The sequence below is a fragment of the Alistipes provencensis genome (assembly GCF_900083545.1).
GTDB classification, from domain to species: Bacteria; Bacteroidota; Bacteroidia; order Bacteroidales; family Rikenellaceae; genus Alistipes; species Alistipes provencensis.
Genome location: NZ_LT559262.1, coordinates 3,732,512 through 3,752,562, shown reverse-complemented (window position 1 = coordinate 3,752,562; position 20,051 = coordinate 3,732,512). Strand labels below are relative to the sequence as shown.

The following is a 20,051-nucleotide window of genomic DNA, read 5'->3' as shown; positions in this document are numbered from 1 at the left end:
AATGGTCTTTTTCGGCCGATTTTTTAGGTCCCCTGACGCCCGACTGTCGAATTGCGCCGTCCCGAAATGCTAACAGTTTGTAATTCAAATAAAAACTTTTCCACCCGGGTGTTATTGAAAATCCCAGTCCGGCGGAGTATCTGAAACCGGATGCGTTATTAAAATTTTTCGCAAACCGGCCTTCCGAGATCCGGGCCCGGACGCTTCGAATGCGGGATGCCGGGACCGGATGCGATGCCGGTATCTGGTGCCGAAAAGCGACGATCCGGCCGATTTTTTCATTTCGGTGCGGTATACTCGTTCTTTTGGACTACTTTTGTGCCGTCAAATTCAGTTATTAAGGATGATTACAGTTTCAAATTTAGAGGTGCAATACGGAAAACGGGTTCTTTTCAAGGATATCAACCTCAAATTCACCCCGGGCAACTGCTACGGTGTGATCGGAGCCAACGGAGCGGGCAAGTCCACGTTCCTCAAAGTGCTCAGCGGCGAGGTGACCCCGTCGCGGGGCAGCGTGGCGTTCGGCTCGGGCGAACGGTTGTCGGTTCTCAAACAGGACCACTTCGAGTACGACGCATATACGGTCCTCGACACGGTGCTGATGGGACACCAGCCCCTGTGGAACACGATGAAGGAAAAGGAGGAGTTGTATGCCAAGCCCGATTTTTCGGAGCAGGACGGGCTGCGGGCCGGGGAGCTGGAGGAGAAGTTTGCGGAGATGCAGGGCTGGAACGCCGAGAGCGACGCCGCCAACCTCCTGAGCAGCCTCGGGGTCAAGGAGGCGCTGCACTACCAGTTGATGAGCGACCTGAGTGCCAAGGAGAAAGTGCGCGTGCTGCTGGCGCAGGCGCTGTTCGGCAAACCCGACAACCTGCTGCTCGACGAGCCGACCAACGACCTCGACCGGACGACGATCGCATGGCTCGAAAACTACCTGTCGAATTACGAAAATACGGTGCTCGTCGTTTCGCACGACCGCCACTTCCTCGACTCGGTGTGTACGCATACCGTCGACATCGACTACAACGATATCAACCTTTTCTCGGGTAACTACAGTTTCTGGTACGAGTCGAGTCAGCTCGCCCTGCGCCAGCAGCAGAACCAGAACAAGAAGGCCGAGGAGAAGAAAAAGGAGTTGTTGGAGTTCATCCAGCGGTTCAGCGCCAACGTCGCCAAATCGAAGCAGACGACCTCGCGCAAGAAGATGCTCGAGCGGCTCAATATCGAGGAGATCAAGCCCTCGATGCGCAAATATCCGGGCATCATCTTCCAGCCCGAACGCGAGGCCGGCACGAAGATCCTCGGGGTCGACGAACTGTGCAAGACCGTCAACGGCGAACGGCTGTTCAGCAACGTCAGCTTCACGGTCGAGAAGGGCGACAAGATCGCGTTCCTCGCACGCGACCCGCGTGCTGTTTCGGCGCTGTTCGACATTCTGGTCGGCGACGACAAGGCCGATTCGGGCGTTGTGGAGTGGGGTACGACGATTAACTACGCTTACCTGCCGCTCAATAACGCCCCCTATTTCGAGAGCCAGCTCTCGATCGTCGACTGGCTGGCGCAGTTCTCGTCCGACACCTCGGAGATGTACCTGCGGGGTTATCTGGGCAAGATGCTCTTCAGCGGCGAGGAGATTTACAAAAAGGTCAGCGTGCTTTCGGGAGGCGAGAAGGTGCGCTGCATGGTGTCGAAGATGATGATCCAGCAGCCCAATACGCTCGTGCTGGACTCTCCGACCAACCACCTAGACCTCGAATCGATTCAGGCGTTCAACAACTCGCTGATCAACTTCAAGGGCAATGTGCTGCTGAGTTCCCACGACCACGAATTTGTCAATACGGTCGCCAACCGCATCATCGAACTCACGCCCAACGGCATGGTCGACCGCTATATGGAATACGACGATTACATCACGGACGAGATCGTCGCCCAGCGTCTCGAGGCGCTGTGGGCATAGTCTCCGCATCGAAAACGAAAATGCCCCTGCTCACCGAGCAGGGGCATTCTTTATATACGGGTGTTCTTTTACTGCGGCTGCTTGCCGATGTAGGCCAGAATACCGCCGTCCACATAGAGAATGTGGCCGTTGACGAAATCCGAGGCGTCCGACGCAAGGAATACGGCGGGACCCATCAGGTCTTCGGGCGTTCCCCAGCGTGCCGCGGGGGTTTTGGCCACGATGAACGAGTCGAACGGATGGCGCGAACCGTCGGCCTGACGCTCGCGCAGCGGCGCGGTCTGGGGCGTTGCGATGTAGCCCGGGCCGATGCCGTTGCACTGGATGTTGTATTCGCCGTACTCCGAAGCGATGTTGCGGGTCAGCATCTTCAGGCCGCCCTTGGCTGCGGCGTATGCCGACACGGTCTCGCGGCCCAGTTCGGACATCATCGAGCAGATGTTGATGATCTTGCCCTTGCCCTTTTTGATCATCGAGGGGATGACGGCTTTCGACACGATGAAGGGACCGTTGAGGTCGATGTCGATCACCTGACGGAACTCCGCGGCGGTCATTTCGACCATCGGGATGCGCTTGATGATTCCGGCGTTGTTGACGAGGATGTCCACCACGCCGACCTCCTTTTCGATCTGCGCCACCATGGCGTTCACCTGCTCCTCGTTGGTCACGTCGCAGACGTAGCCTTTGGCCTCGATGCCCTCGGCCTTGTAAGCGGCCAGACCCTTGTCTACCAATTCCTGTTTGATGTCGTTGAAAACGATCTTTGCGCCCTGACGTGCGAAAGCCGTCGCCAGCGCGAATCCGATGCCGTAAGAGGCGCCCGTCACGAGCGCTACCTTACCTTCCAGTGAAAAATTTACCATTGTCTTATTGAATTTGTTACTTTAAATCCGTAATTTTCGAAAAATCTTGGTCGCCGTAGTCGAGGTTCTCGCCGCCCATGCCCCAGATGAACGTGTAGTTGTGGGTCGCGGCGGCGCTGTGGATCGACCATTCGGGCGACAGCACGGCCTGATCGCCCTTCATCCAGATATGGCGCGTCTCGTCGACCTCGCCCATCAGGTGGCATACGGCGTGCTCTTCGGGCACCTCGAAATAGAAATAGGCCTCCATGCGGCGCGAGTGCACATGCGCGGGCATCGTGTTCCACACGCTGCCGGGCAGCAGCTCGGTCATGCCCATCTGCAACTGGCAGGTCGGCAGCACCTGATTGACGATCATCTTGTTGATGTTGCGGTCGTTCGAACCCTCGAGCGAACCCATGTGGGCCACCACGGCGTCGGCCTTCGTGACCTTCTTGTCGGGGTAGTTGCGGTGGGCCGTCGTGGAGTTGAAATAGAATTTCGCGGGATTCTTGGCGTCCTTGCTTTCGAACGTCACCTCGCGGTCGCCCGAACCGAGGTAGAGGGCCTCCTTGTAGTCGAGTTCGAATACGGCGTCGCCGGCCTTCACCACGCCGGGGCCTCCGACGTTGAAAATGCCCATCTCGCGGCGGGTCAGGAAGAACGGAGCCTTCAGCGGGTCGATGACCTCGAGCTTGAGTGTCTCGGCGACGGGCATCGCGCCGCCGACGATCATGCGGTCGTACATCGAGTAGACCATGTTGACCTCGTCGGCCGTGAATACTTTTTCGATCAGGAAATCGCGGCGCAGGCGCGCCGTGTCGTAGCTTTTCGCATCCTCGGGATGTGCCGCATAGCGGATTTCGTAATTGGTCTTCATATAAGTCGCTAAATTTTAGTTTATTGTGGTCTTTCCGGCTGGATTTGGCTTCAATTTTCGAAATTGGTTCGCCAATTCCATCCTTGCAAAGATAGTGAAAAAATCCGGAATTGGTTCACCAAAATCGGAAATAATTGTCCGGGAGGGGAGTATGGCGGTCGGAGAGGGATAGAGGGGGAGTTGTTTGGGAATTGCCTCGCTTCGCTTCATTTCATTGCGTGTCGCTTCGGCGACTCCATCCCGGCGGCGGCAGTAAAAAATCGCGTTGAATTGGCTCGCTCCGCTCCACATTCGTTTCGCGCCGCTTCGCCTTTTCCATGCGGGCGGCGGCAAAAGGACGAACACCGCGGGCGGGACAACCGAAAAGCAGGAACATTGCCGTGCTTGCACGCATGTTCCTGCTTTTCAGTCGTGTGCCGATGGCACTTATTCGTTCTTTTGCTTGTACCTTACCTTATGGAGTTCATCCTGATACTTGCCTTTACGAGCGCGATGGCGCGGATGCGTGCGATCTCCACCTCTTTGTCGGCGTGGTGGACGTTCTGGCTCACGAGCTTCACATAGCCCTCGCGGTCGGATTTCTGGATGTATTTCACCGTCACATACTCTTCGCCGTCGATGTCGATCGACAGCAGGTACATGTCCCCCCAGAAGATGTCGTCGATGTCGTGCAACTGTTTGTAAAGCACGATGTCGCCGCTTTTCAGCAGCGGGTACATCGAGTCCCCGACGATATAAATGGCCCCGTCGCATTTCGGGAGGTTGGGGATGTGGATGAAATTGACGGGTTTGGTCTGCACCCGGTCCGAGAACAGCGGCACCAGCCCCGCCGTGCCCTCGATCGAGTAGAGGGGCACGCTCTGCAGCGGCAGCGAATTGTCCGTGCGGTGCATGTAGGCCGTCAGGTCGGGTTCGGCGTTGAACATGTTGCCTTTCCCGGTTTCGAGCCACTCGGGATTGACGTTCAATTCCTGAACCAGTATGTTGCGGTTGCGGGTCGAGAGTCCCGCCTTGCCGGTCTCGATCATCGAGAGCGCCGCTTTCCCGATGCCAAGTCGCTGTGCCAGCTGTTCTTGCGTCATCTCGAGTTGTTTGCGTATCAGTTTCACCCGTCCGTTCATGGCTTTCTTATTGGAATTATTGATATCAAATATTTGTACTTTTGTATTGTAGATTCAATATTTGAACTTATCTTTGTGCTGCAAAGTTAAACAATTTATTTTCATCTGCAAATTCTTTTGCAAAAAATCGGTTCATAATCAATGATCTATTCGGTTTCATCGGAACTTTACCTTGAAGTGGCCGCGCGTCTTGCGGAGGCCGTCGGGGGCGGAAGTTACTTTTCGGGTTCGCTCACGTTTCCCTTCGGCGACACGGAGTGCCGGCTGACGGCCTCGGTGATCGTCTACCGGCGGCGCGAGCGCCTGCCCGAAGGCGACCGGGACACGATCGCCGATCTGGTGCCCGTGTGGTGGGAGTTCCACACCACGGACGACGGCGGCGAGGTGCTCAACGACTTCTCGTTCTCCGAGCTGCGGGCGTATCTCTGACGCTCCGCCGCGCTCCGGCCCTCCTTTCCCGGCACGGCGCTGCCGCCGGAGCGCTACCCGCAAAAAACCTGCCCGCCGCGGCGCCGCGCATGGGTTTTTCTTTCACCAACTATTTTACACAATGGTTAAAACAACCGAACCTGCCTCTGCGGAAATGCCTTCCGCAGAGGTTTTTATGACCTGCGGGCCGGCGTCTCCGGAGGAGGTGCCGTATTCCGAAAAGCCGCCTGCCGCCGCGCCGCCTGCCTTTGCCGACTTCGCCCTCGGGGTCTATCCCTTTCTCGAACTGCAACCCTTCCACCGGGCCTATTACCGTGTGCTGGAGGCCTTTGCCGCAGGACGCATCCGGCGGCTGATCGTCACCATGCCGCCCCAGCACGGCAAGAGCGTCGGGGCCACGACCCTGCTCCCGGCCTATGTGCTGGGGCTCGATCCCGACCTGCGGGTCGCCATCGCCTCCTATTCGGGGTCGCTGGCCTCGAAGTTCAACCGCCGCGTGCAGCGCATCCTCGAATCGCAGGAGTACGCCGCCTTTTTCCCCGACACCTCCATCAAGCAGGGGGCCAAACCTCCGGGCTATATCCGCACCGCCGACGAGGTCGAGATCATCGGCCGCCGGGGCGGACTGCTCTCCGTCGGGCGCGAGGGGTCGCTGACGGGCAACCGCGTGGACTGCTTCGTTTTGGACGATTTATATAAAGACGCGCTTGAGGCCAATTCGCCCCTGATCCGCGGCAACTGCTGGGAGTGGTACACCTCCGTCGTGAGGACTCGTATGCACAACGCCTCGCGTGAACTGATCGTCTTCACCCGCTGGCACGAGGAGGACCTCATCGGCACCCTCGCGGCCCGCGAACCGGTCGAGGAGCTGCGCGCGTGGTCGCAGTTGGAGTGTCTGTCCGCCGACAGGTGGCTGCACCTCAATTTCGAGGCCCTGAAAAACGGCCCGCCTACGGAGGTCGATCCCCGGCAGCCCGGCGAGGCGCTGTGGGAGGAGCAGCACGGCGCTTCGCTGCTGGCCGCCAAGCGGCGGCTGGACCCTCTGCAGTTCGAGGCGATGTATCAGGGGCATCCCTCGTCCCGCGAAGGACTGCTGTACGGGCTGAATTTCGCCGAGTACGACGACCTGCCCCGCGAGATCGTCCGCCGCGCCAACTACACCGATACGGCCGACACGGGCGACGACTACCTCTGCTCGCTCTGCTATGCCGTCGACGCCGACGGGGTGATCTATGTCACCGATGCGGTCTACTCGCGCGAACCGATGGAGACGACCGAACCGCTGGTGGGGGATATGCTCGTGCGCTCCGACACGCGGCAGGCGGCCATCGAGAGCAACAACGGCGGCCGCGGCTTCGCCCGGGCGGTGCAGGCGCTGGCGCCGGGCGTGAGGATCGAGTGGTTTCACCAGAGCGCCAACAAGGAGGCCCGCATCCTCTCCAACTCGGCCACGGCCCTGCACCTCGTGCGCTGGCCCCGGGGCTGGAACCTCCGCTGGCCCGAGCTGTACGCTCACCTGACGACCTACCGCCGGAAATTCCGCGCCAACCGCTGGCACGACGCCGCCGACGTGGTGACGGGCATCGTCGAACGCGAGGCCGCGGGCCGGGGCCAAAAGCGGGTCCGGGGCGTGCGGTTTCTGTGAGCGGCAGACGGCGGGGCGCCCCGCCGGATGGGAAGCGCGGGGGCGAACCGATGCCGTCCGGACCCCGTCCTGCGTTAAGCCTGCGTTAAATATGTTCCCGTGCGGAACCAACCGACCCGATTTTCCGTACCTTGTTCCCCGGTTATATAACCGAATTTTGACAATAAACGGAATGAAATCACTGAAAATCGGAAATTTATGCGCCTCGATGCCCGTCGTTCAGGGCGGCATGGGCGTAGGCGTATCCCTCGCGGGTCTGGCTTCGGCCGTGGCCAATCAGGGCGGCGTCGGCGTTATCTCGTCGGCGGGCCTCGGGGTGATCTATAACAACTATTCGAAGGACTACCGCGCGGCCTCGGTCTGGGGGCTGAAAGAGGAGCTCCGCAAGGCCCGCGAAGCCACGCGCGGCATCATCGGCGTCAACGTCATGGTCGCCATGTCGAACTTCGCCGACATGGTGAAGACCGCCATCGCCGAGAAAGCCGACATCATCTTCTCGGGCGCCGGGCTGCCGCTCAACCTGCCGTCGTTCCTGACCGAGGGGGCCAAGACCAAGCTGGCCCCGATCGTTTCGTCGGCACGCGCCGCGAAGGTGCTGTGCCAGAAATGGTTCGCGGAGTACAAGTATATTCCCGACGCCATCGTCGTCGAGGGCCCCAAGGCGGGCGGCCACTTGGGTTACAAGGCCGACCAGATCACCGACGAGCACTACTCGCTCGAGACGCTCGTCCCGGAGATCGTCGCCGAGGTCCGCGCTTTCGAGCGTGAGCACGACTGCCGCATTCCGGTGATCGCCGGCGGCGGCATCTACACGGGCGAGGACATCTATCGCATCATGGAGCTGGGCGCCGACGGCGTCCAGATGGGTACGCGCTTCGTCACCACCGAGGAGTGCGATGCCGATCCGGCTTTCAAGCAGAGCTACATCGAGGCTCACGAGGAGGATATCGAGATCATCCAGAGCCCCGTCGGCATGCCGGGCCGGGCCATCCACAACTCGTTCCTCGACCGGGTGAAAGAGGGGCTGAAACGCCCGAAGAACTGCCCGTTCGACTGCATCAAGACCTGCGACGTGACGCACAGCCCCTATTGCATCATGCTGGCGCTCTACAACGCTTTCAAGGGCAAGCTCCGCAACGGCTACGCCTTCTGCGGTGCGAACGCTTGGCGGGCCGATAAGATCCAGTCGGTGCGGGACCTGATGGCCTCGCTGCGGGCCGAATATGAAGCATTCTCCTTGAAAGACAAACTATTCGGTGTGAAATAGTCACTGCCGAAACGAAACGAAAAACCCTCCCGACCCCATGGCCGGGAGGGTTTTTCATAGCCAGCCGGGGTAGGGCGCGTGGAGGACGGGCGGCGTGTCCTTCTCCCCGGTGATTATCCAGCCGATGCCGTATTGCGGAAAACAGGCGTGGATACGCAGGGCCAAGTCGCGGCTGATGCCGTTGTTGCCGCGCCGGATCTGGTAGAGGTTCTCGCCCCGCGGCAGTCCGATACGGCGGGCGAAGGCGTTGACCGAAAGCCCCGATTCGTCGATGATCTGTTCGAGGCGTTTCCAGTCTTCGAGGTTGCGTTCGCGGGTGGGTTCCTTTGTCATGCTCATGGCGTCGTGTCGATTTTGCGGTCATATTCCCTCCGCGCCCGTCCGATGATACCCGAAAACGAACGCGGACTACTGTTGCATTATTTCCGTTGGAGGTTCTGGTAAACCCTTGACCAAAATAAGCACATATAGCCCGCGCCGTTGTGACGTAGGATCATATCCCATGCCAGTCCCGGCGCAGGCGCGCCGTAACAGCAGGAATATGTGCTTAACAGGGTCAATAAAATTTACCAGATTTCCAACACTGTCAAGCGGCCCGCTATTGCGGACGTAATGCAAATATAGACAAAAAAATCCGAATGCCTGCGCATCCGGACGTTTTGGGGGATAAAAAAGGCTCTTTCGCAAATGAACGCGGACTACTGTTTATCCGCGCTGAAACGGCGGGTGGTTTGAGCGTCAGAGCTCCTCGAGCCGCGCCACGGGCGAGACGTCGAGGGCGGCGAATTCGTTCTCGCGGTAGCGGTAGTACCCCGCCATGGCGATCATCGCGGCGTTGTCGGTCGTGAACTTGAACTCCGGGATGAAGGTTCGCCAACCCCGGCGGCGGCCCGCTTCGGCGACGCCGTTGCGGAGGCCCGAATTGGCCGAGACGCCGCCTGCAATGGCGATGTCGCGGATGCCGGTCTCCTTCGAGGCGCGGACGAGCTTGTCCAGCAGGATCTCGACGATGGTGGATTGCAGCGAGGCGCAGAGGTCGGCCTTGTGCCGCTCGATGAAATCGGGGTCCGCGGCCACGGCGTCGCGCAGCGTGTAGAGGAACGAGGTTTTCAACCCCGAGAACGAATAGTCGTAGCCCTCGACGCGGGGACGTGCGAAGCGGAACGCCTTGGGGTCGCCCTCCTTGGCCAGACGGTCGATCACCGGGCCGCCCGGGTAGGGGAGCCCCATCACCTTGGCGCACTTGTCGAAAGCTTCGCCCGCGGCGTCGTCGATCGTCGTGCCGATGATCTCCATTTCCAAGGGGGAGTCCACGCGCACGATCTGCGTGTGGCCGCCGCTGACCAGCAGGCACAGGAACGGGAACGCGGGGTGGGGCAGTGCGCGGTCGGGCAGGTCGATGAAGTGCGAGAGGATGTGTCCCTGCAGGTGGTTGACCTCGACCATCGGGATGTTGCGGGCCAGCGAAAGCCCCTTGGTGAACGACACGCCCACCAGCAGCGAACCGACCAGTCCGGGGCCGCGCGTGAAGGCGATGGCGTCCAGTTGCGAAGCGTCGATCCCGGCCTCCCGGAGCGCCGTGTCCACGACGGGGATGATGTTCTGCTGATGGGCCCGTGAGGCCAGTTCGGGGATCACGCCGCCGTATTTGACATGCACGGCTTGGGAGGCGATGACGTTCGACAGCAGCACGTTGTTGCGCAGCACGGCCGCCGAGGTGTCGTCGCACGAAGATTCGATGCCGAGAATTGTAATATCCATCCGGATTTATAATTGTTTTTTAACTATTTTCGCTAAATTTGCAGGTTATAACGATGTCCCGATGCGCAAAGGTATAAAAATATTGGGAAAGGTGTTCTCGGCGGCGGTTTTGTTGCTGATAATTCTTCCCGTTTTCCTCTCGCTGCTGCTCGACATTCCCGCCGTGCAGAACTTCGTGGTCCACAAGGCCGCGGAGGTCGTTTCGCGCAAGCTGGAGACCACCGTGTCGATCGACCGCGTGGACATCGGCATCTTTTCGAAAATCAAGGTCAAGGGCTTCTATGTCGAGGATTACGGGCGCGACACGCTGCTCTACGTCGGGAAGCTGGATGCCTATGTCACGGGTTTCGGCATCTTCGGCGGGGGACTGGCGTTCAGCCGCGGCGAGATCGCCGACGCCAAGCTCTACCTGCGGCAGATGCCCGACGGGGAGATGAACATCAAGCAGATCGTCAGCCGCATATCCGACCCCGACAAACCCAAAAAGGGCAACTTCAGGCTCTCGCTCAAACGGGCCTCGATCGAGAACATGGACCTCTGTCTCGAGCGGATCGACAGCGTCGCCCCCGACTACGGCATCGACTTCTCGCACATGCACCTCTACGGCCTGACGGCCCGCGTGGACGACTTCGTCATCGACGGGTCGGCCATCTACACCACCATTGCGGCCCTGACGGCCCGTGAGCGCAGCGGCTTCGTGCTGGACCACCTCGCGGGGCGGTTCTACATGACGCAGGGGTGTCTGGGTTTCGAGGACGCCTCGATCGTCACCGCGCGTTCGAACATCCGGATTCCCTACATCTCGCTCGTGGGCAACTCGTGGGCCGAGTACAAGGATTTCCTCGGGCAGGTGCGCATCGAGGCCGCGCTGCGCAACACGTCGGTCTCGACCGACGACATCGCTTGGTTCGCCCCCAAGCTGCGCGACTGGCATGTGGATTTCAGCAACATCGACGTCGAGGTCGCGGGTGTGGTGTCGGATTTCACGGCCAAGGTCCGGAGCATGCACGTCGGCGAGGGCACGACGCTCGTGGCCGACGCCGTGGTGAAGGGTTTGCCGGACATCCGCGACACATGGTTCGACCTCTCGGTGCCTCGCCTGCACTCCTCGGCCGAGGCGGTCGACGGGCTGGCTCTCGGCATCGCCGGGCGCAAACTCTCGGACAAGCTGGTCGGGATACTCGGCAACTCGGGCAGCGTCGACCTCAATGCCCGCTTCAAGGGAAAACTCGCGTCGTTCGACATGCAGTTGGGCGCCGCCACCGAGGTGGGCGACATCGCCTGCAACCTGCGGATGTCGCCGCTGAAAAAGGGCCTGAGCAGCGTGCGGGGCGATGTCGAGACGCGCAACCTGCGGCTGGGCGAGCTGTTGGACCGCCGCGACCTGCTGGGCAACGCCACGCTCACGGCCTATGTCGACGGCGTGATCGGCAAGGGTGTCGCCGACGCCAATATCGCGGGCAACGTCACCCAGTTGGGCTTCAACGGCTATGTCTACGACTCGCTGCGGCTGGACGGCCGCCTGCGCAACCGGGAGTTCGACGGCCGTGTCACGGCCCGCGACCCCAACCTCGATTTCGATTTCTTCGGGCTGGTGGATTTCAACGACTCGGTGCCGCGCTACGACTTCACGATGGATTTGCGGCATGCCGATCTGGCGCGGCTGCACATCAACCGCCGCGACTCGGTGTCGCAGTTGTCGGCCCACATCGTGGCCAACGCCGGAGGGCGTTCGCTCGACGACCTGAACGGCCGCATTCAGGTGACCGGCGCCCGTTACAGATACAACGACAAGGAGATCGAGGCTTCGAACATGACCGTCACGGGCGAGAACTCCGAGCGGAGCAAGCTGGTGGAACTGCGCTCGGATTTCGCCGACGCCACGTTCCGGTCGAAGACCAGCTACCGCACGGTGTTCGAATACCTGCGCCGCAGCGCGTGGAAATACCTCCCGATGCTGCGCGAAGCCCCGCCCGAAGCGGGGCCTTCGGAGCGCAAGGCCGCCGTGGCGAACGATTTCTCGCTGCTCTCGGTCAATATCCGCAATTTCAACCCCGTGGCCGACGCCGTTTCTGCGGGTTTGCAGGTGGCCGACGGATCGTCGCTCCAACTGCTGTTCAACCCGGCCAGCGACCAGCTCTCGCTCAAAGCCTCGTCGGAGTATATCGAACGCCGGCGGATGCTGGCCACGCGCCTCTCGGTCAACGCCTCGAACCGCGGCGACTCGCTGGCGGTCTACGCCTCGGCCGAGGACCTCTATGCCGGGGTGCTGCATCTGCCGCGCCTCTCGCTGACGGGCGGCGCCCGGCAGGGCCGCGTGCAGCTCTCGGCGGGTTTCAACGACACGATGCGCCGGGTTTCGGGACTCGTGGGATTCCGCTCCGCGGTGGTCGACGAACACGGCCCCAACGGTCGCGTGGTGGACCTGCGCATCCTTCCTTCGCACATCACCCGCGGCGACAAGACGTGGCAGATATACGCCCATAAGATACTGATCGACACGGCGCGGATCGTCATCGACAAGTTCTTCGTGATGAACCGCGAACAGGAGCTGCTGCTCAACGGCATCGCCTCGCGCAGCCGTGCCGATTCGGTGACCCTCTCGCTGCGCAATTTCGACCTGTCGCCCTTCACGCAGGTCGCCGAACGCATGGGTTACGTCATCGAGGGCCGCACGAACGGCTCGGCGCAGATGAAGTCGGTGCTGCGGGGCGGCGAGATTTCGGCCGACATCCTCTTCGACAGCGTCGAGGTCAACGACATCCCCGCGCCGCCGATGCGTCTGGCGTCGCGCTGGGACTTCGCCCGCAACCGGGCCGGCGTGACGGTGGTCGACCGCCTCAAGCGCGACACGCTCGTGCGCGGCTTCTACGCCCCGGACCAGATGCGCTACTACGCCCGGGTGGACATCGACAGCCTCGACATGGGGCTGCTCGACCCGATCCTGACGGGGGTGATCTCCTCGACCGAGGGCGTCGCGTCGGCCGACCTCGTCCTGCAGGGACAGCGCCGCGAAGCCGAACTCGCGGGCGAGATACATGTTTCGGGGCTCAGGACCAAGGTCGATTTCACGCAGGTTGCCTACTCGATGCCCGAAGCGGTGCTGTCGGTGAAGAACAACCGTTTCAAGGCTTCGAACGTCGCGGTGTTCGACCCTCAGGGTCACCGCGGGCGCTTCGACTTCGACATGAGCCTTCAGCACCTGTCGAACATCTCCTACGACGTGCGGGTGGCCCCGCAGCAGATGCTCGTGCTGGATACCGACGCCGACGACAACGACGCTTTCTACGGGAAGGTCTACGCCACGGGTTCGGCCCGCATCTCGGGCGACAAGAGGGCCGTTAAGATGGACATCGCGGCCTCGACCGACGGCAATTCGTCGTTCGTGCTGCCGCTGTCGAGCAAGTCGAATATTTCGAATGCCGATTTCGTGGTCTTCGTCCAGCCTGAGAAGACCGACACGCTCGACAACGTGGCGCGCAAAAAACTCCTCTTCGAACGCAAACACCGCCAGCGTGCCGACGCTTCGAACCAGATGAACATCACCATGGCGCTCGACGTACGGCCCGATGCCGAGGTCGAGATCGACGTGGCGGGCAACACGGTGAAGGGGCGCGGCGAGGGGACCCTGAACCTCGCGATCAACCCCCGGGCGAACATCTTCGAGATTTACGGCGACTACACCATCTCCGAGGGCAGTTTCATGCTCTCGCTGCAACAGATCATCAACAAACGCTTCACCATCGAGAGCGGCTCGTCGATCCAGTGGACCGGGTCGCCGATGAACGCCCTGCTGGACATCGACGCCGTCTACAAGCTCAAGGCCTCGCTGCAACCGTTGCTGCAGGGCACGTCGGAAAACCTCGGCGGCGACCGCTCGGTGCCCGTGGAGTGTATCATCCACCTCGGCGACCGGCTGTCGAACCCCTCGATCGGCTTCGACGTGCGGGTGCCCGGCTCCGATCCCGAGACCCAGACGCTGGTCACCAACGCCCTCTCGACCCCCGAGACGGTCGACACGCAGTTCCTCTACCTCCTGCTGTTCAACAGTTTCATGTCCGAGAACTCCTCGCAGGCCAACGCCAACATCGGCAGTTCGGTGTCGGCGGCCACGGGACTGGAGTTCGTGTCGAACATGGTGAGCAACTGGCTCTCGTCGTCGGACTACAACGTGGTGATCCGCTACCGGCCCAAGTCGGAGCTGACGAGCGACGAGGTGGACTTCGGGCTTTCGAAGAGCCTGATCAACAACCGCCTGTTCGTCGAGGTCGAGGGCAACTACCTGATCGACAACAAGCAGGCGGCTGTGAACAACAATTCGATGTCCAACTTCATGGGCGAGGCCTACATCACCTACCTGATCGACCGCGCCGGGACGCTCAAACTGAAAGCCTTTACGCAGACCATCGACCGTTTCGACGAAAATCAGGGCTTGCAGGAGACCGGCATCGGCGTCTACTTCAAGGAGGACTTCAACAACCTGCGCGACCTGCGCGACCGCATCCGGGAGCGTTTCACCAACAAGAAACGCAAGGCCCGGCGCATGGCGCGCCGCACGACCCGCGCGGCTGAAAAAGCGGCCGAAGAGGCGGAAAAGAACCGCCGGCAGGAGCCCGCGGATACGCTTTCGCCGTTCGGATACGTTAAAGGTAAAGAGGATGAATGAATTGTGAATTTGTAATTAAGGATGAAAAATTAAAAATCGGGCATAATTTCGGACAAAATCCCGGTCGCGATGCGACAAGCCCCCGCCAAGGCGGGGGTTTGGGGGTGGGTCCAATTTGTAAACGCGGCGGTACGCCGCGGGAATTGAGCGGTCGAAGCAACGAGACAGACAACAAATTTTAAATAAACGTTTAGAAACTATGACAACTTTTTTGCAGGCCGCCGAGGCGGTGGCCGTTAGTGAGGAGACCCGCATGGGCTTGTGGACCCTGTTTACCAAAGGCGGCTGGCTGATGTGGCCGCTGCTGGCGCTGGGCGGCGTGACGATCTTCATCTTCGTGGAGCGCTTCATGGCCATCCGCAGGGCGTCGGTGCTGGACATGAACTTCATGAACCGCATCCGCGACTACATCTCCGACGGCAAGATATCGACGGCCGTGAACCTCTGCAAAAAGACCGACACGCCGATCGCACGCATGATCGAGAAGGGTATCGAGCGCATCGGACGCCCGATGAGCGACGTGCAGACCGCCATCGAGAACGTCGCCAACCTCGAGGTCTCGAAATTGGAGAACGGCCTGCCGTTTCTGGCCACGATCGCCGGCGGCGCCCCGATGATCGGTTTCCTCGGCACGGTGTTGGGTATGGTGCAGACCTTCATGGACATGTCCGCCGCGGGCGGTACGGTCGATCTGGGACTGCTGTCGAGCGGTATGTATGTGGCGATGGTGACCACCGTGATGGGTCTGATCGTCGGCATCCCGGCCTATTTCGGCTACAACTACCTCGTGGCGCGCATCGAGAAGCTGGTGTTCCAGATGGAGGCCAACTCGATCGCATTCATGGACATCCTGAATCAACCCGTTCAAAAATAACGCATTATGGCAATCAAACACGGATCGAAAGTCGATAAATCGTTCTCGGCCTCGTCGATGACCGACCTGATGTTCCTGCTGCTGCTGTTCCTGCTGATCGCTACGACACTCATCAACCCCAACGCCCTGAAACTGATGCTTCCGAAGAGTTCGAACCAGTTGAAGGACAAGGCGATGACCACGGTGTCGATCCAGCAGAGCGGCCCGTCGTACAACTACTACGTCGAGTTGCAGAAGGTGCAGGGCATCGAGGGTGTGGAGCGGGCGCTGAAGGCGCGCCTCGACGGCCAGAAGGACGCCACGGTGTCGCTCCACTGCGACAAGACGGTTGCGGTGGACGAGGTGGTCAAGGTCATGAACATCGCCAAGGACAATAATTATAAGTTGATACTGGCGACCACGCCGAATTAGGGCGTACTTGCCGCCGCGTGCGACAAGCCCCTCCCGAGGGAGGGGTTTGGGGTGGGGTCAGATTTGTAAACACGGCGGAACGCCGTGGGAAGGAGCATCCGAGCCGAACATGCGGTCGATAATTTAGGTAAGATTCTGTTATGTATTATTACGATCCCGATAATAAAAATCCCCGACGATGGGCGATGATCGCGGCGGCAGTCTACTGCGTGCTGCTGGCCGGCTCGTTCGTGCTGGTGTCGTTCGACGTTTCGCGGGTGGTGGAGAAACCCGGCGACACGATCCTCGTCGACTTCACCGAGCCGCCCGTTCCCGAGCCGCCGAAGCCGCCCGTGAAGGTCGCCAACGAGCCGCGCGTGCACGACGTCGCCGCTCCCGTGGAGCAGACGTCGCAGGTCGCCGGCAAGGACGAGGTAACCCAGACGCCCAACCCCAAGGCGCTGTTCAAGATGAACAAGGGCGGGGCGGACGAACCCGACAATGCGGGCAATCCCCGCGCTCCCGAGGGCGAGGACAAGGCCAGCGGCACCGGGCCGGGGCTCAACCCCGACGGGCTGGACCAGTTGGATCAGGGGTTGAAAGGGCGCGGACTGGTGGGCAACCTGCCCAAACCGTCGTATCCCGGCGAGAAGGGCGGCAAGGTCGTTATCCGTGTGACGGTCGATGCCGCGGGGCGGGTGACGGGCGCCTCCTACGAGCCGAAAGGCTCCACGACGGATGCCGCCGAGCTGATCGAGGCGGCGAAAGCCGCGGCCCGCAAGGCGCGTTTCACCGAGAGCCGCGCGACGGTGCAGGGCGGCACGATAACGTATATTTTCCGCATGGAATAGCGGGCTTAAGAAGCCCGTTTTAAGGGCGTCTTGGGCAGTGTTCGTTTTTTACCCGGTTCCCCGCCCGGTTAAGAGCCGGCGTTTCGGACGCTTGGTATGATATTGGATAAATACAAATTTTGGCTATGCGATATATCCTGTTAATTCTTTCGGCCTGCCTGCTTTTCGGAGCGGCACACGCCGGAAAGCCTGCAAAAGGGGCGCACCTGAAGATGGACAACCCGACCTACGATTTCGGCGACGTGCCGCGCAAGGGCGGCGATCTGGTGCACGAATTCAAGTTCGTCAACGACGGTACGGCACCGCTGGTCATCGTGCGTGTCATCACCTCGTGCTCGTGTCTCGGCGCGTCGTTCTCGAAGCGCCCCGTCGCGCCCGCCGATTCGGGGGTGATCCGCATTGTGTACGAACCCCACAAGAGCGAGCCGGGAGCCTTCAACAAGGTGATTCAGGTCTATTCCAACTCGGTGGACGGCCGCGACGTGATTACCGTGCAGGGCAACTCCATCGACAAGCCCCAGCGCGGCAAGATCAAGACCGATAAGGTGAAGGTGAAATACAAGTAAGAATGTAACGAGTCATTGATATCCTGAAACGCTGTCGACCGCCGTTTTCGCCGCCTCCGGCGTCGTTTGCAGGTTTGACCCACCCCCAAACCCCCGCCTTGGCGGGGACTTGAAACAAGGGAGCAATTCAGGGCCGGATGACATAATGGACCGAAATATGGCTATACTCTTTTCAAACGCGACGGTGCTGCCGATGACGGCTTCCGGCGACGAATCCCGGACCTTTACGGGTGCGGTGGGCATAGACGGCGACCGCATCGCGCTGGTGACAGCCTCGGAGGCGGATGCTGCGGCGTTCCGCGCGGCGCATCCCGGGCTCCGGGAGATCGACTGCCGGGGCAAACTCCTCATGCCGGGGCTGGTGAACACCCACTGCCACGCGGCCATGACCCTGCAGCGCAGCTATGCCGACGACATTTCGCTGATGGCGTGGCTCCACGACTATATCTGGCCTTTCGAGGCGCACCAGACCCCGGACGACGTGAAGCTGGGCATGACGCTGGGCATCGTCGAAATGCTGTTGGGCGGCGTGACTTCGTTCGTCGACATGTACTATTTCGAGAACCGCTGCGTGGAGGTGGCCGAACGGCTGGGCATCCGGGCCCTGCTGGGCTGCAACTATTTCGATACGAACATCGACGAGGTGCTGCCGCAGGCCGAGGAGGCCGTGCGGCTGGCCGCCGCCGGTTCCGGCCGGGTGCGGATCGCCGTGGCGCCCCATTCGCCCTATACCGTCTCGCCCGAAAACCTCCTGCGCGGCAAGGAGCTGGCCGACAAACACGGCCTGCACCTGATGACCCACATTTCGGAGACGCAGGACGAGGTGCGCATCGTGCGCGAGAAATACGGACAGACCTCCGTCGAACACCTTGACCAGTTGGGACTGCTGGGCCCGAAGACGATCGGCGCCCACTGCGTCCATGTGACCGACAGCGACATCGAGACCCTCGCCGCGCGGGGCGTCACCGTGTCGCACAATCCGCAGAGCAACATGAAGATATCGAGCGGCGTGGCTCCCGTCGAGAAGTTGCGGGCCGCGGGTGCGCTCGTGACGATCGGCACCGACGGAACCTGCTCGAACAACGACCTCGACATGTTCGAGGAGCTCCGCACGGCGGCTTTCCTGCAAAAATCCGCGACGGGCGATCCCGTGGCGCTTCCGGCTTACGAGACCCTGCGGCTGGCGACGGCCAACGGCGCCCGGGCGATGGGCTGTGCCGACGGTGAGCTGGGGGTGATCCGCGAGGGTGCGCTGGCCGACGTGATCGTCGTGGATATGCAGAAACCCCATTTGCAGCCCGTTCACAACGTCGTGTCGAATGTGGTTTACTGCGGCAAGGCGTCGGATGTCGAGACGGTCGTGGTCGGCGGACGGATCGTCGTCGAGAACCGCCGCATCGCGGGTGTCGACCTGCCGGAGCTCTACCGCGGGGTGGCCGAGGCCGTGGCGCGGATCAAGGCTAAAAGTTGACAGGAGCGGATTCGCGCTGTATGGTGCATCGTTCCTAAATCCCGGCTCTTAGCCGGGGTGGCATCGGAATTGTAAAATTCATTCAAAAACAAACGCATTATGGATCACAAAGTAACTTTCGGCGGCAAGCCCGTGACGCTTGTCGGCAATCGCTGCAAGGTGGGCGAGATGGCCCCCGTATTTACGGTTATCGATGCGGGACTGCAGCCCGTTTCGTCGGACGTTTTCCGCGGCAAGGTGCGCATTTTCAGCGTCTTTCCGTCGGTGGACACCCCGGTCTGCTCGTTGCAGAACATCCGTTTCAACCGCGAGGCGTCGAAGCTGGGCGACGACGTGGTCGTCGTGGCGCTGTCGGTGGACCTGCCCTTTGCGCAGAAGCGTTTCTGCGCCGCCGAAGGCATCGACCGCGTGCATGTCTTCTCGGACTACAAGGAGCTGGATTTCGGCATCAAATACGGCTTCGTGATCGACGAACTGCGCCTGCTGGCCCGCGGTGTGGTGGTCGTGGACAAGGACGACGTGGTGCGCTATGTGGAGTATGTGCCCGAGATCACCAACGAACCCGACTACGAGAAGGCGCTGGCCTTCGTGCGCGAACTGGCGAAGTAGGCCGGGCCGGAGACAAAAAAAGGAGCGAATCGTAAGATTCGCTCCTTTTTTAAGGTGTTGTGTTTCAGATAGTCTCCGTCAGCGACCGGCTGCGTCCCCACTTGTTGTACAGCGCCGATACGGCGATGGCGAGGAAAGCGGCCGGGATGAGCGCGAGGATCGCCGACTGCCAAAGGTTGGCTGTGCCGTCGATATAGCAGACGATGCCGGCGATATAGTGGAGGAGGAAGATGACGAACCACGCTGTCATCAGCACCGTTCCGATCGTAATGTTGAGCCGTGAGGGGGAGTAGCGGCCCGCTTTCTTCGAAAACAGGTTGCTGTTCATCTCCCAAGGACGGCACAAGGCACCCAGCCGATAGCGCTCCGGGATTCTCAGTCCGTCGGTCTCCTCGCGCTCGATCTCGAAGATGTAGCGTTCGTAAACCTCATACCATGCTTTCGACCCCTTGGCCATCATGATCCAGATGAGGGCGAACGACATCCCGAGCAGCGCTATTGCGCAGGCGATTTCGTTCACGACCAGTGGGTTGGCCGCTCCGGGACCGGCGGTCAGCAGTCTGGACGCCAGTACTCCGTAGAGGGTGAAACAGAGGAACTGAAAAACGGAGAGAAGGAACGATCGCCGCCACAGGTTCAGAACCTCGAAAGACCGGCATTTGTAGAATCCTTCTCTCAACTCCTTTAAAGACACTTCGTTGCTGTTGCTTGCATTTAGCATA

At 60.7% G+C, this 20,051-nt stretch carries 17 protein-coding genes; 11 read left to right on the top strand and 6 right to left on the bottom strand.

The window, feature by feature from the left end:
* Positions 1-343: 343 nt before the first annotated feature.
* Positions 344-1,957 carry an ABC-F family ATP-binding cassette domain-containing protein gene (locus BN5935_RS14610; RefSeq protein ID WP_064976745.1) on the top strand — a complete coding sequence of 538 codons (1,614 nt, stop codon included), beginning with the start codon at positions 344-346 and terminating at the stop codon, positions 1,955-1,957.
* Between the two features lie 68 nt (positions 1,958-2,025).
* Here the strand turns inward: BN5935_RS14610 and BN5935_RS14605 are convergent, their stop codons facing one another.
* The 3 genes from BN5935_RS14605 to BN5935_RS14590 all read right to left on the bottom strand — a co-directional run bounded on the left by BN5935_RS14605 (position 2,026) and on the right by BN5935_RS14590 (position 4,800).
* Complete coding sequence (locus BN5935_RS14605) at positions 2,026-2,820, bottom strand: gluconate 5-dehydrogenase (protein ID WP_064976744.1); 795 nt, start codon at positions 2,818-2,820, stop codon at positions 2,026-2,028.
* Between the two features lie 16 nt (positions 2,821-2,836).
* Positions 2,837-3,679, bottom strand: a complete 843-nt coding sequence (kduI, locus tag BN5935_RS14600; protein ID WP_064976743.1) for a 5-dehydro-4-deoxy-D-glucuronate isomerase — start codon at positions 3,677-3,679, stop codon at positions 2,837-2,839.
* Positions 3,680-4,128: 449 nt separating this feature from the next.
* Complete coding sequence (locus BN5935_RS14590) at positions 4,129-4,800, bottom strand: XRE family transcriptional regulator (protein WP_064976741.1); 672 nt, start codon at positions 4,798-4,800, stop codon at positions 4,129-4,131.
* Positions 4,801-4,941: 141 nt separating this feature from the next.
* On the opposite strand from BN5935_RS14590, the gene BN5935_RS14585 reads away from it, so the two are divergent.
* The 3 genes from BN5935_RS14585 (at position 4,942) to BN5935_RS14575 (ending at position 8,141) form a co-directional block, all read left to right on the top strand.
* Entirely contained in the window at positions 4,942-5,229 is a 288-nt protein-coding gene (locus BN5935_RS14585) for a hypothetical protein (RefSeq protein WP_064976740.1), read from the top strand.
* Positions 5,230-5,434: 205 nt separating this feature from the next.
* A complete protein-coding gene (terL, locus tag BN5935_RS14580) occupies positions 5,435-6,874 on the top strand; it encodes a phage terminase large subunit (protein ID WP_064976992.1) in 1,440 nt (479 codons plus the stop codon).
* 172 nt (positions 6,875-7,046) lie between these two features.
* Complete coding sequence (locus BN5935_RS14575) at positions 7,047-8,141, top strand: NAD(P)H-dependent flavin oxidoreductase (RefSeq protein ID WP_064976739.1); 1,095 nt, start codon at positions 7,047-7,049, stop codon at positions 8,139-8,141.
* Between the two features lie 54 nt (positions 8,142-8,195).
* Here the strand turns inward: BN5935_RS14575 and BN5935_RS14570 are convergent, their stop codons facing one another.
* Entirely contained in the window at positions 8,196-8,480 is a 285-nt protein-coding gene (locus tag BN5935_RS14570) for a helix-turn-helix transcriptional regulator (protein ID WP_082944168.1), read from the bottom strand.
* A 399-nt stretch (positions 8,481-8,879) separates the two neighbouring features.
* Positions 8,880-9,902, bottom strand: a complete 1,023-nt coding sequence (tsaD, locus tag BN5935_RS14565; RefSeq protein ID WP_064976738.1) for a tRNA (adenosine(37)-N6)-threonylcarbamoyltransferase complex transferase subunit TsaD — start codon at positions 9,900-9,902, stop codon at positions 8,880-8,882.
* A gap of 61 nt (positions 9,903-9,963) precedes the next feature.
* Here tsaD and BN5935_RS14560 point away from each other — a divergent pair, with 61 nt between their 5' ends.
* The 7 genes from BN5935_RS14560 (at position 9,964) to tpx (ending at position 19,329) form a co-directional block, all read left to right on the top strand.
* On the top strand, positions 9,964-14,568 hold the full coding sequence (locus BN5935_RS14560) for a translocation/assembly module TamB domain-containing protein (protein ID WP_064976737.1): 4,605 nt from the start codon (positions 9,964-9,966) through the stop codon (positions 14,566-14,568).
* Between the two features lie 199 nt (positions 14,569-14,767).
* Positions 14,768-15,442: a MotA/TolQ/ExbB proton channel family protein gene (locus tag BN5935_RS14555; RefSeq protein WP_064976736.1), complete on the top strand. Its 675-nt coding sequence runs from the start codon at positions 14,768-14,770 to the stop codon at positions 15,440-15,442.
* A gap of 6 nt (positions 15,443-15,448) precedes the next feature.
* A complete protein-coding gene (locus tag BN5935_RS14550) occupies positions 15,449-15,853 on the top strand; it encodes an ExbD/TolR family protein (protein ID WP_064976735.1) in 405 nt (134 codons plus the stop codon).
* 185 nt (positions 15,854-16,038) lie between these two features.
* Positions 16,039-16,683 carry a TonB family protein gene (locus BN5935_RS14545; protein WP_064976734.1) on the top strand — a complete coding sequence of 215 codons (645 nt, stop codon included), beginning with the start codon at positions 16,039-16,041 and terminating at the stop codon, positions 16,681-16,683.
* A 125-nt stretch (positions 16,684-16,808) separates the two neighbouring features.
* Positions 16,809-17,249, top strand: coding sequence for a DUF1573 domain-containing protein (locus BN5935_RS14540; protein ID WP_064976733.1), 441 nt, complete (start codon positions 16,809-16,811; stop codon positions 17,247-17,249).
* A 157-nt stretch (positions 17,250-17,406) separates the two neighbouring features.
* Positions 17,407-18,720 carry an amidohydrolase gene (locus tag BN5935_RS14535; RefSeq protein ID WP_064976990.1) on the top strand — a complete coding sequence of 438 codons (1,314 nt, stop codon included), beginning with the start codon at positions 17,407-17,409 and terminating at the stop codon, positions 18,718-18,720.
* Positions 18,721-18,819: 99 nt separating this feature from the next.
* Entirely contained in the window at positions 18,820-19,329 is a 510-nt protein-coding gene (tpx, locus tag BN5935_RS14530) for a thiol peroxidase (protein ID WP_064976732.1), read from the top strand.
* A 64-nt stretch (positions 19,330-19,393) separates the two neighbouring features.
* Here tpx and BN5935_RS14525 read toward each other — a convergent pair whose 3' ends face one another.
* A complete protein-coding gene (locus tag BN5935_RS14525) occupies positions 19,394-20,050 on the bottom strand; it encodes a RipA family octameric membrane protein (protein ID WP_082944167.1) in 657 nt (218 codons plus the stop codon).
* Between the last annotated feature and the right edge of the window lies 1 nt (position 20,051).

Coding starts and splice junctions, on each gene's coding strand:
- BN5935_RS14610 (WP_064976745.1), top strand. CDS start 344: ATGATTACAGTTTCAAATTTAGAGGTGCAATACGGAAAACGGGTTCTT.
- BN5935_RS14605 (WP_064976744.1), bottom strand. CDS start 2,820: ATGGTAAATTTTTCACTGGAAGGTAAGGTAGCGCTCGTGACGGGCGCC.
- kduI (WP_064976743.1), bottom strand. CDS start 3,679: ATGAAGACCAATTACGAAATCCGCTATGCGGCACATCCCGAGGATGCG.
- BN5935_RS14590 (WP_064976741.1), bottom strand. CDS start 4,800: ATGAACGGACGGGTGAAACTGATACGCAAACAACTCGAGATGACGCAA.
- BN5935_RS14585 (WP_064976740.1), top strand. CDS start 4,942: ATGATCTATTCGGTTTCATCGGAACTTTACCTTGAAGTGGCCGCGCGT.
- BN5935_RS14575 (WP_064976739.1), top strand. CDS start 7,047: ATGAAATCACTGAAAATCGGAAATTTATGCGCCTCGATGCCCGTCGTT.
- BN5935_RS14570 (WP_082944168.1), bottom strand. CDS start 8,480: ATGAGCATGACAAAGGAACCCACCCGCGAACGCAACCTCGAAGACTGG.
- tsaD (WP_064976738.1), bottom strand. CDS start 9,902: ATGGATATTACAATTCTCGGCATCGAATCTTCGTGCGACGACACCTCG.
- BN5935_RS14560 (WP_064976737.1), top strand. CDS start 9,964: ATGCGCAAAGGTATAAAAATATTGGGAAAGGTGTTCTCGGCGGCGGTT.
- BN5935_RS14555 (WP_064976736.1), top strand. CDS start 14,768: ATGACAACTTTTTTGCAGGCCGCCGAGGCGGTGGCCGTTAGTGAGGAG.
- BN5935_RS14550 (WP_064976735.1), top strand. CDS start 15,449: ATGGCAATCAAACACGGATCGAAAGTCGATAAATCGTTCTCGGCCTCG.
- BN5935_RS14545 (WP_064976734.1), top strand. CDS start 16,039: ATGATCGCGGCGGCAGTCTACTGCGTGCTGCTGGCCGGCTCGTTCGTG.
- BN5935_RS14540 (WP_064976733.1), top strand. CDS start 16,809: ATGCGATATATCCTGTTAATTCTTTCGGCCTGCCTGCTTTTCGGAGCG.
- BN5935_RS14535 (WP_064976990.1), top strand. CDS start 17,407: ATGGCTATACTCTTTTCAAACGCGACGGTGCTGCCGATGACGGCTTCC.
- tpx (WP_064976732.1), top strand. CDS start 18,820: ATGGATCACAAAGTAACTTTCGGCGGCAAGCCCGTGACGCTTGTCGGC.
- BN5935_RS14525 (WP_082944167.1), bottom strand. CDS start 20,050: ATGCTAAATGCAAGCAACAGCAACGAAGTGTCTTTAAAGGAGTTGAGA.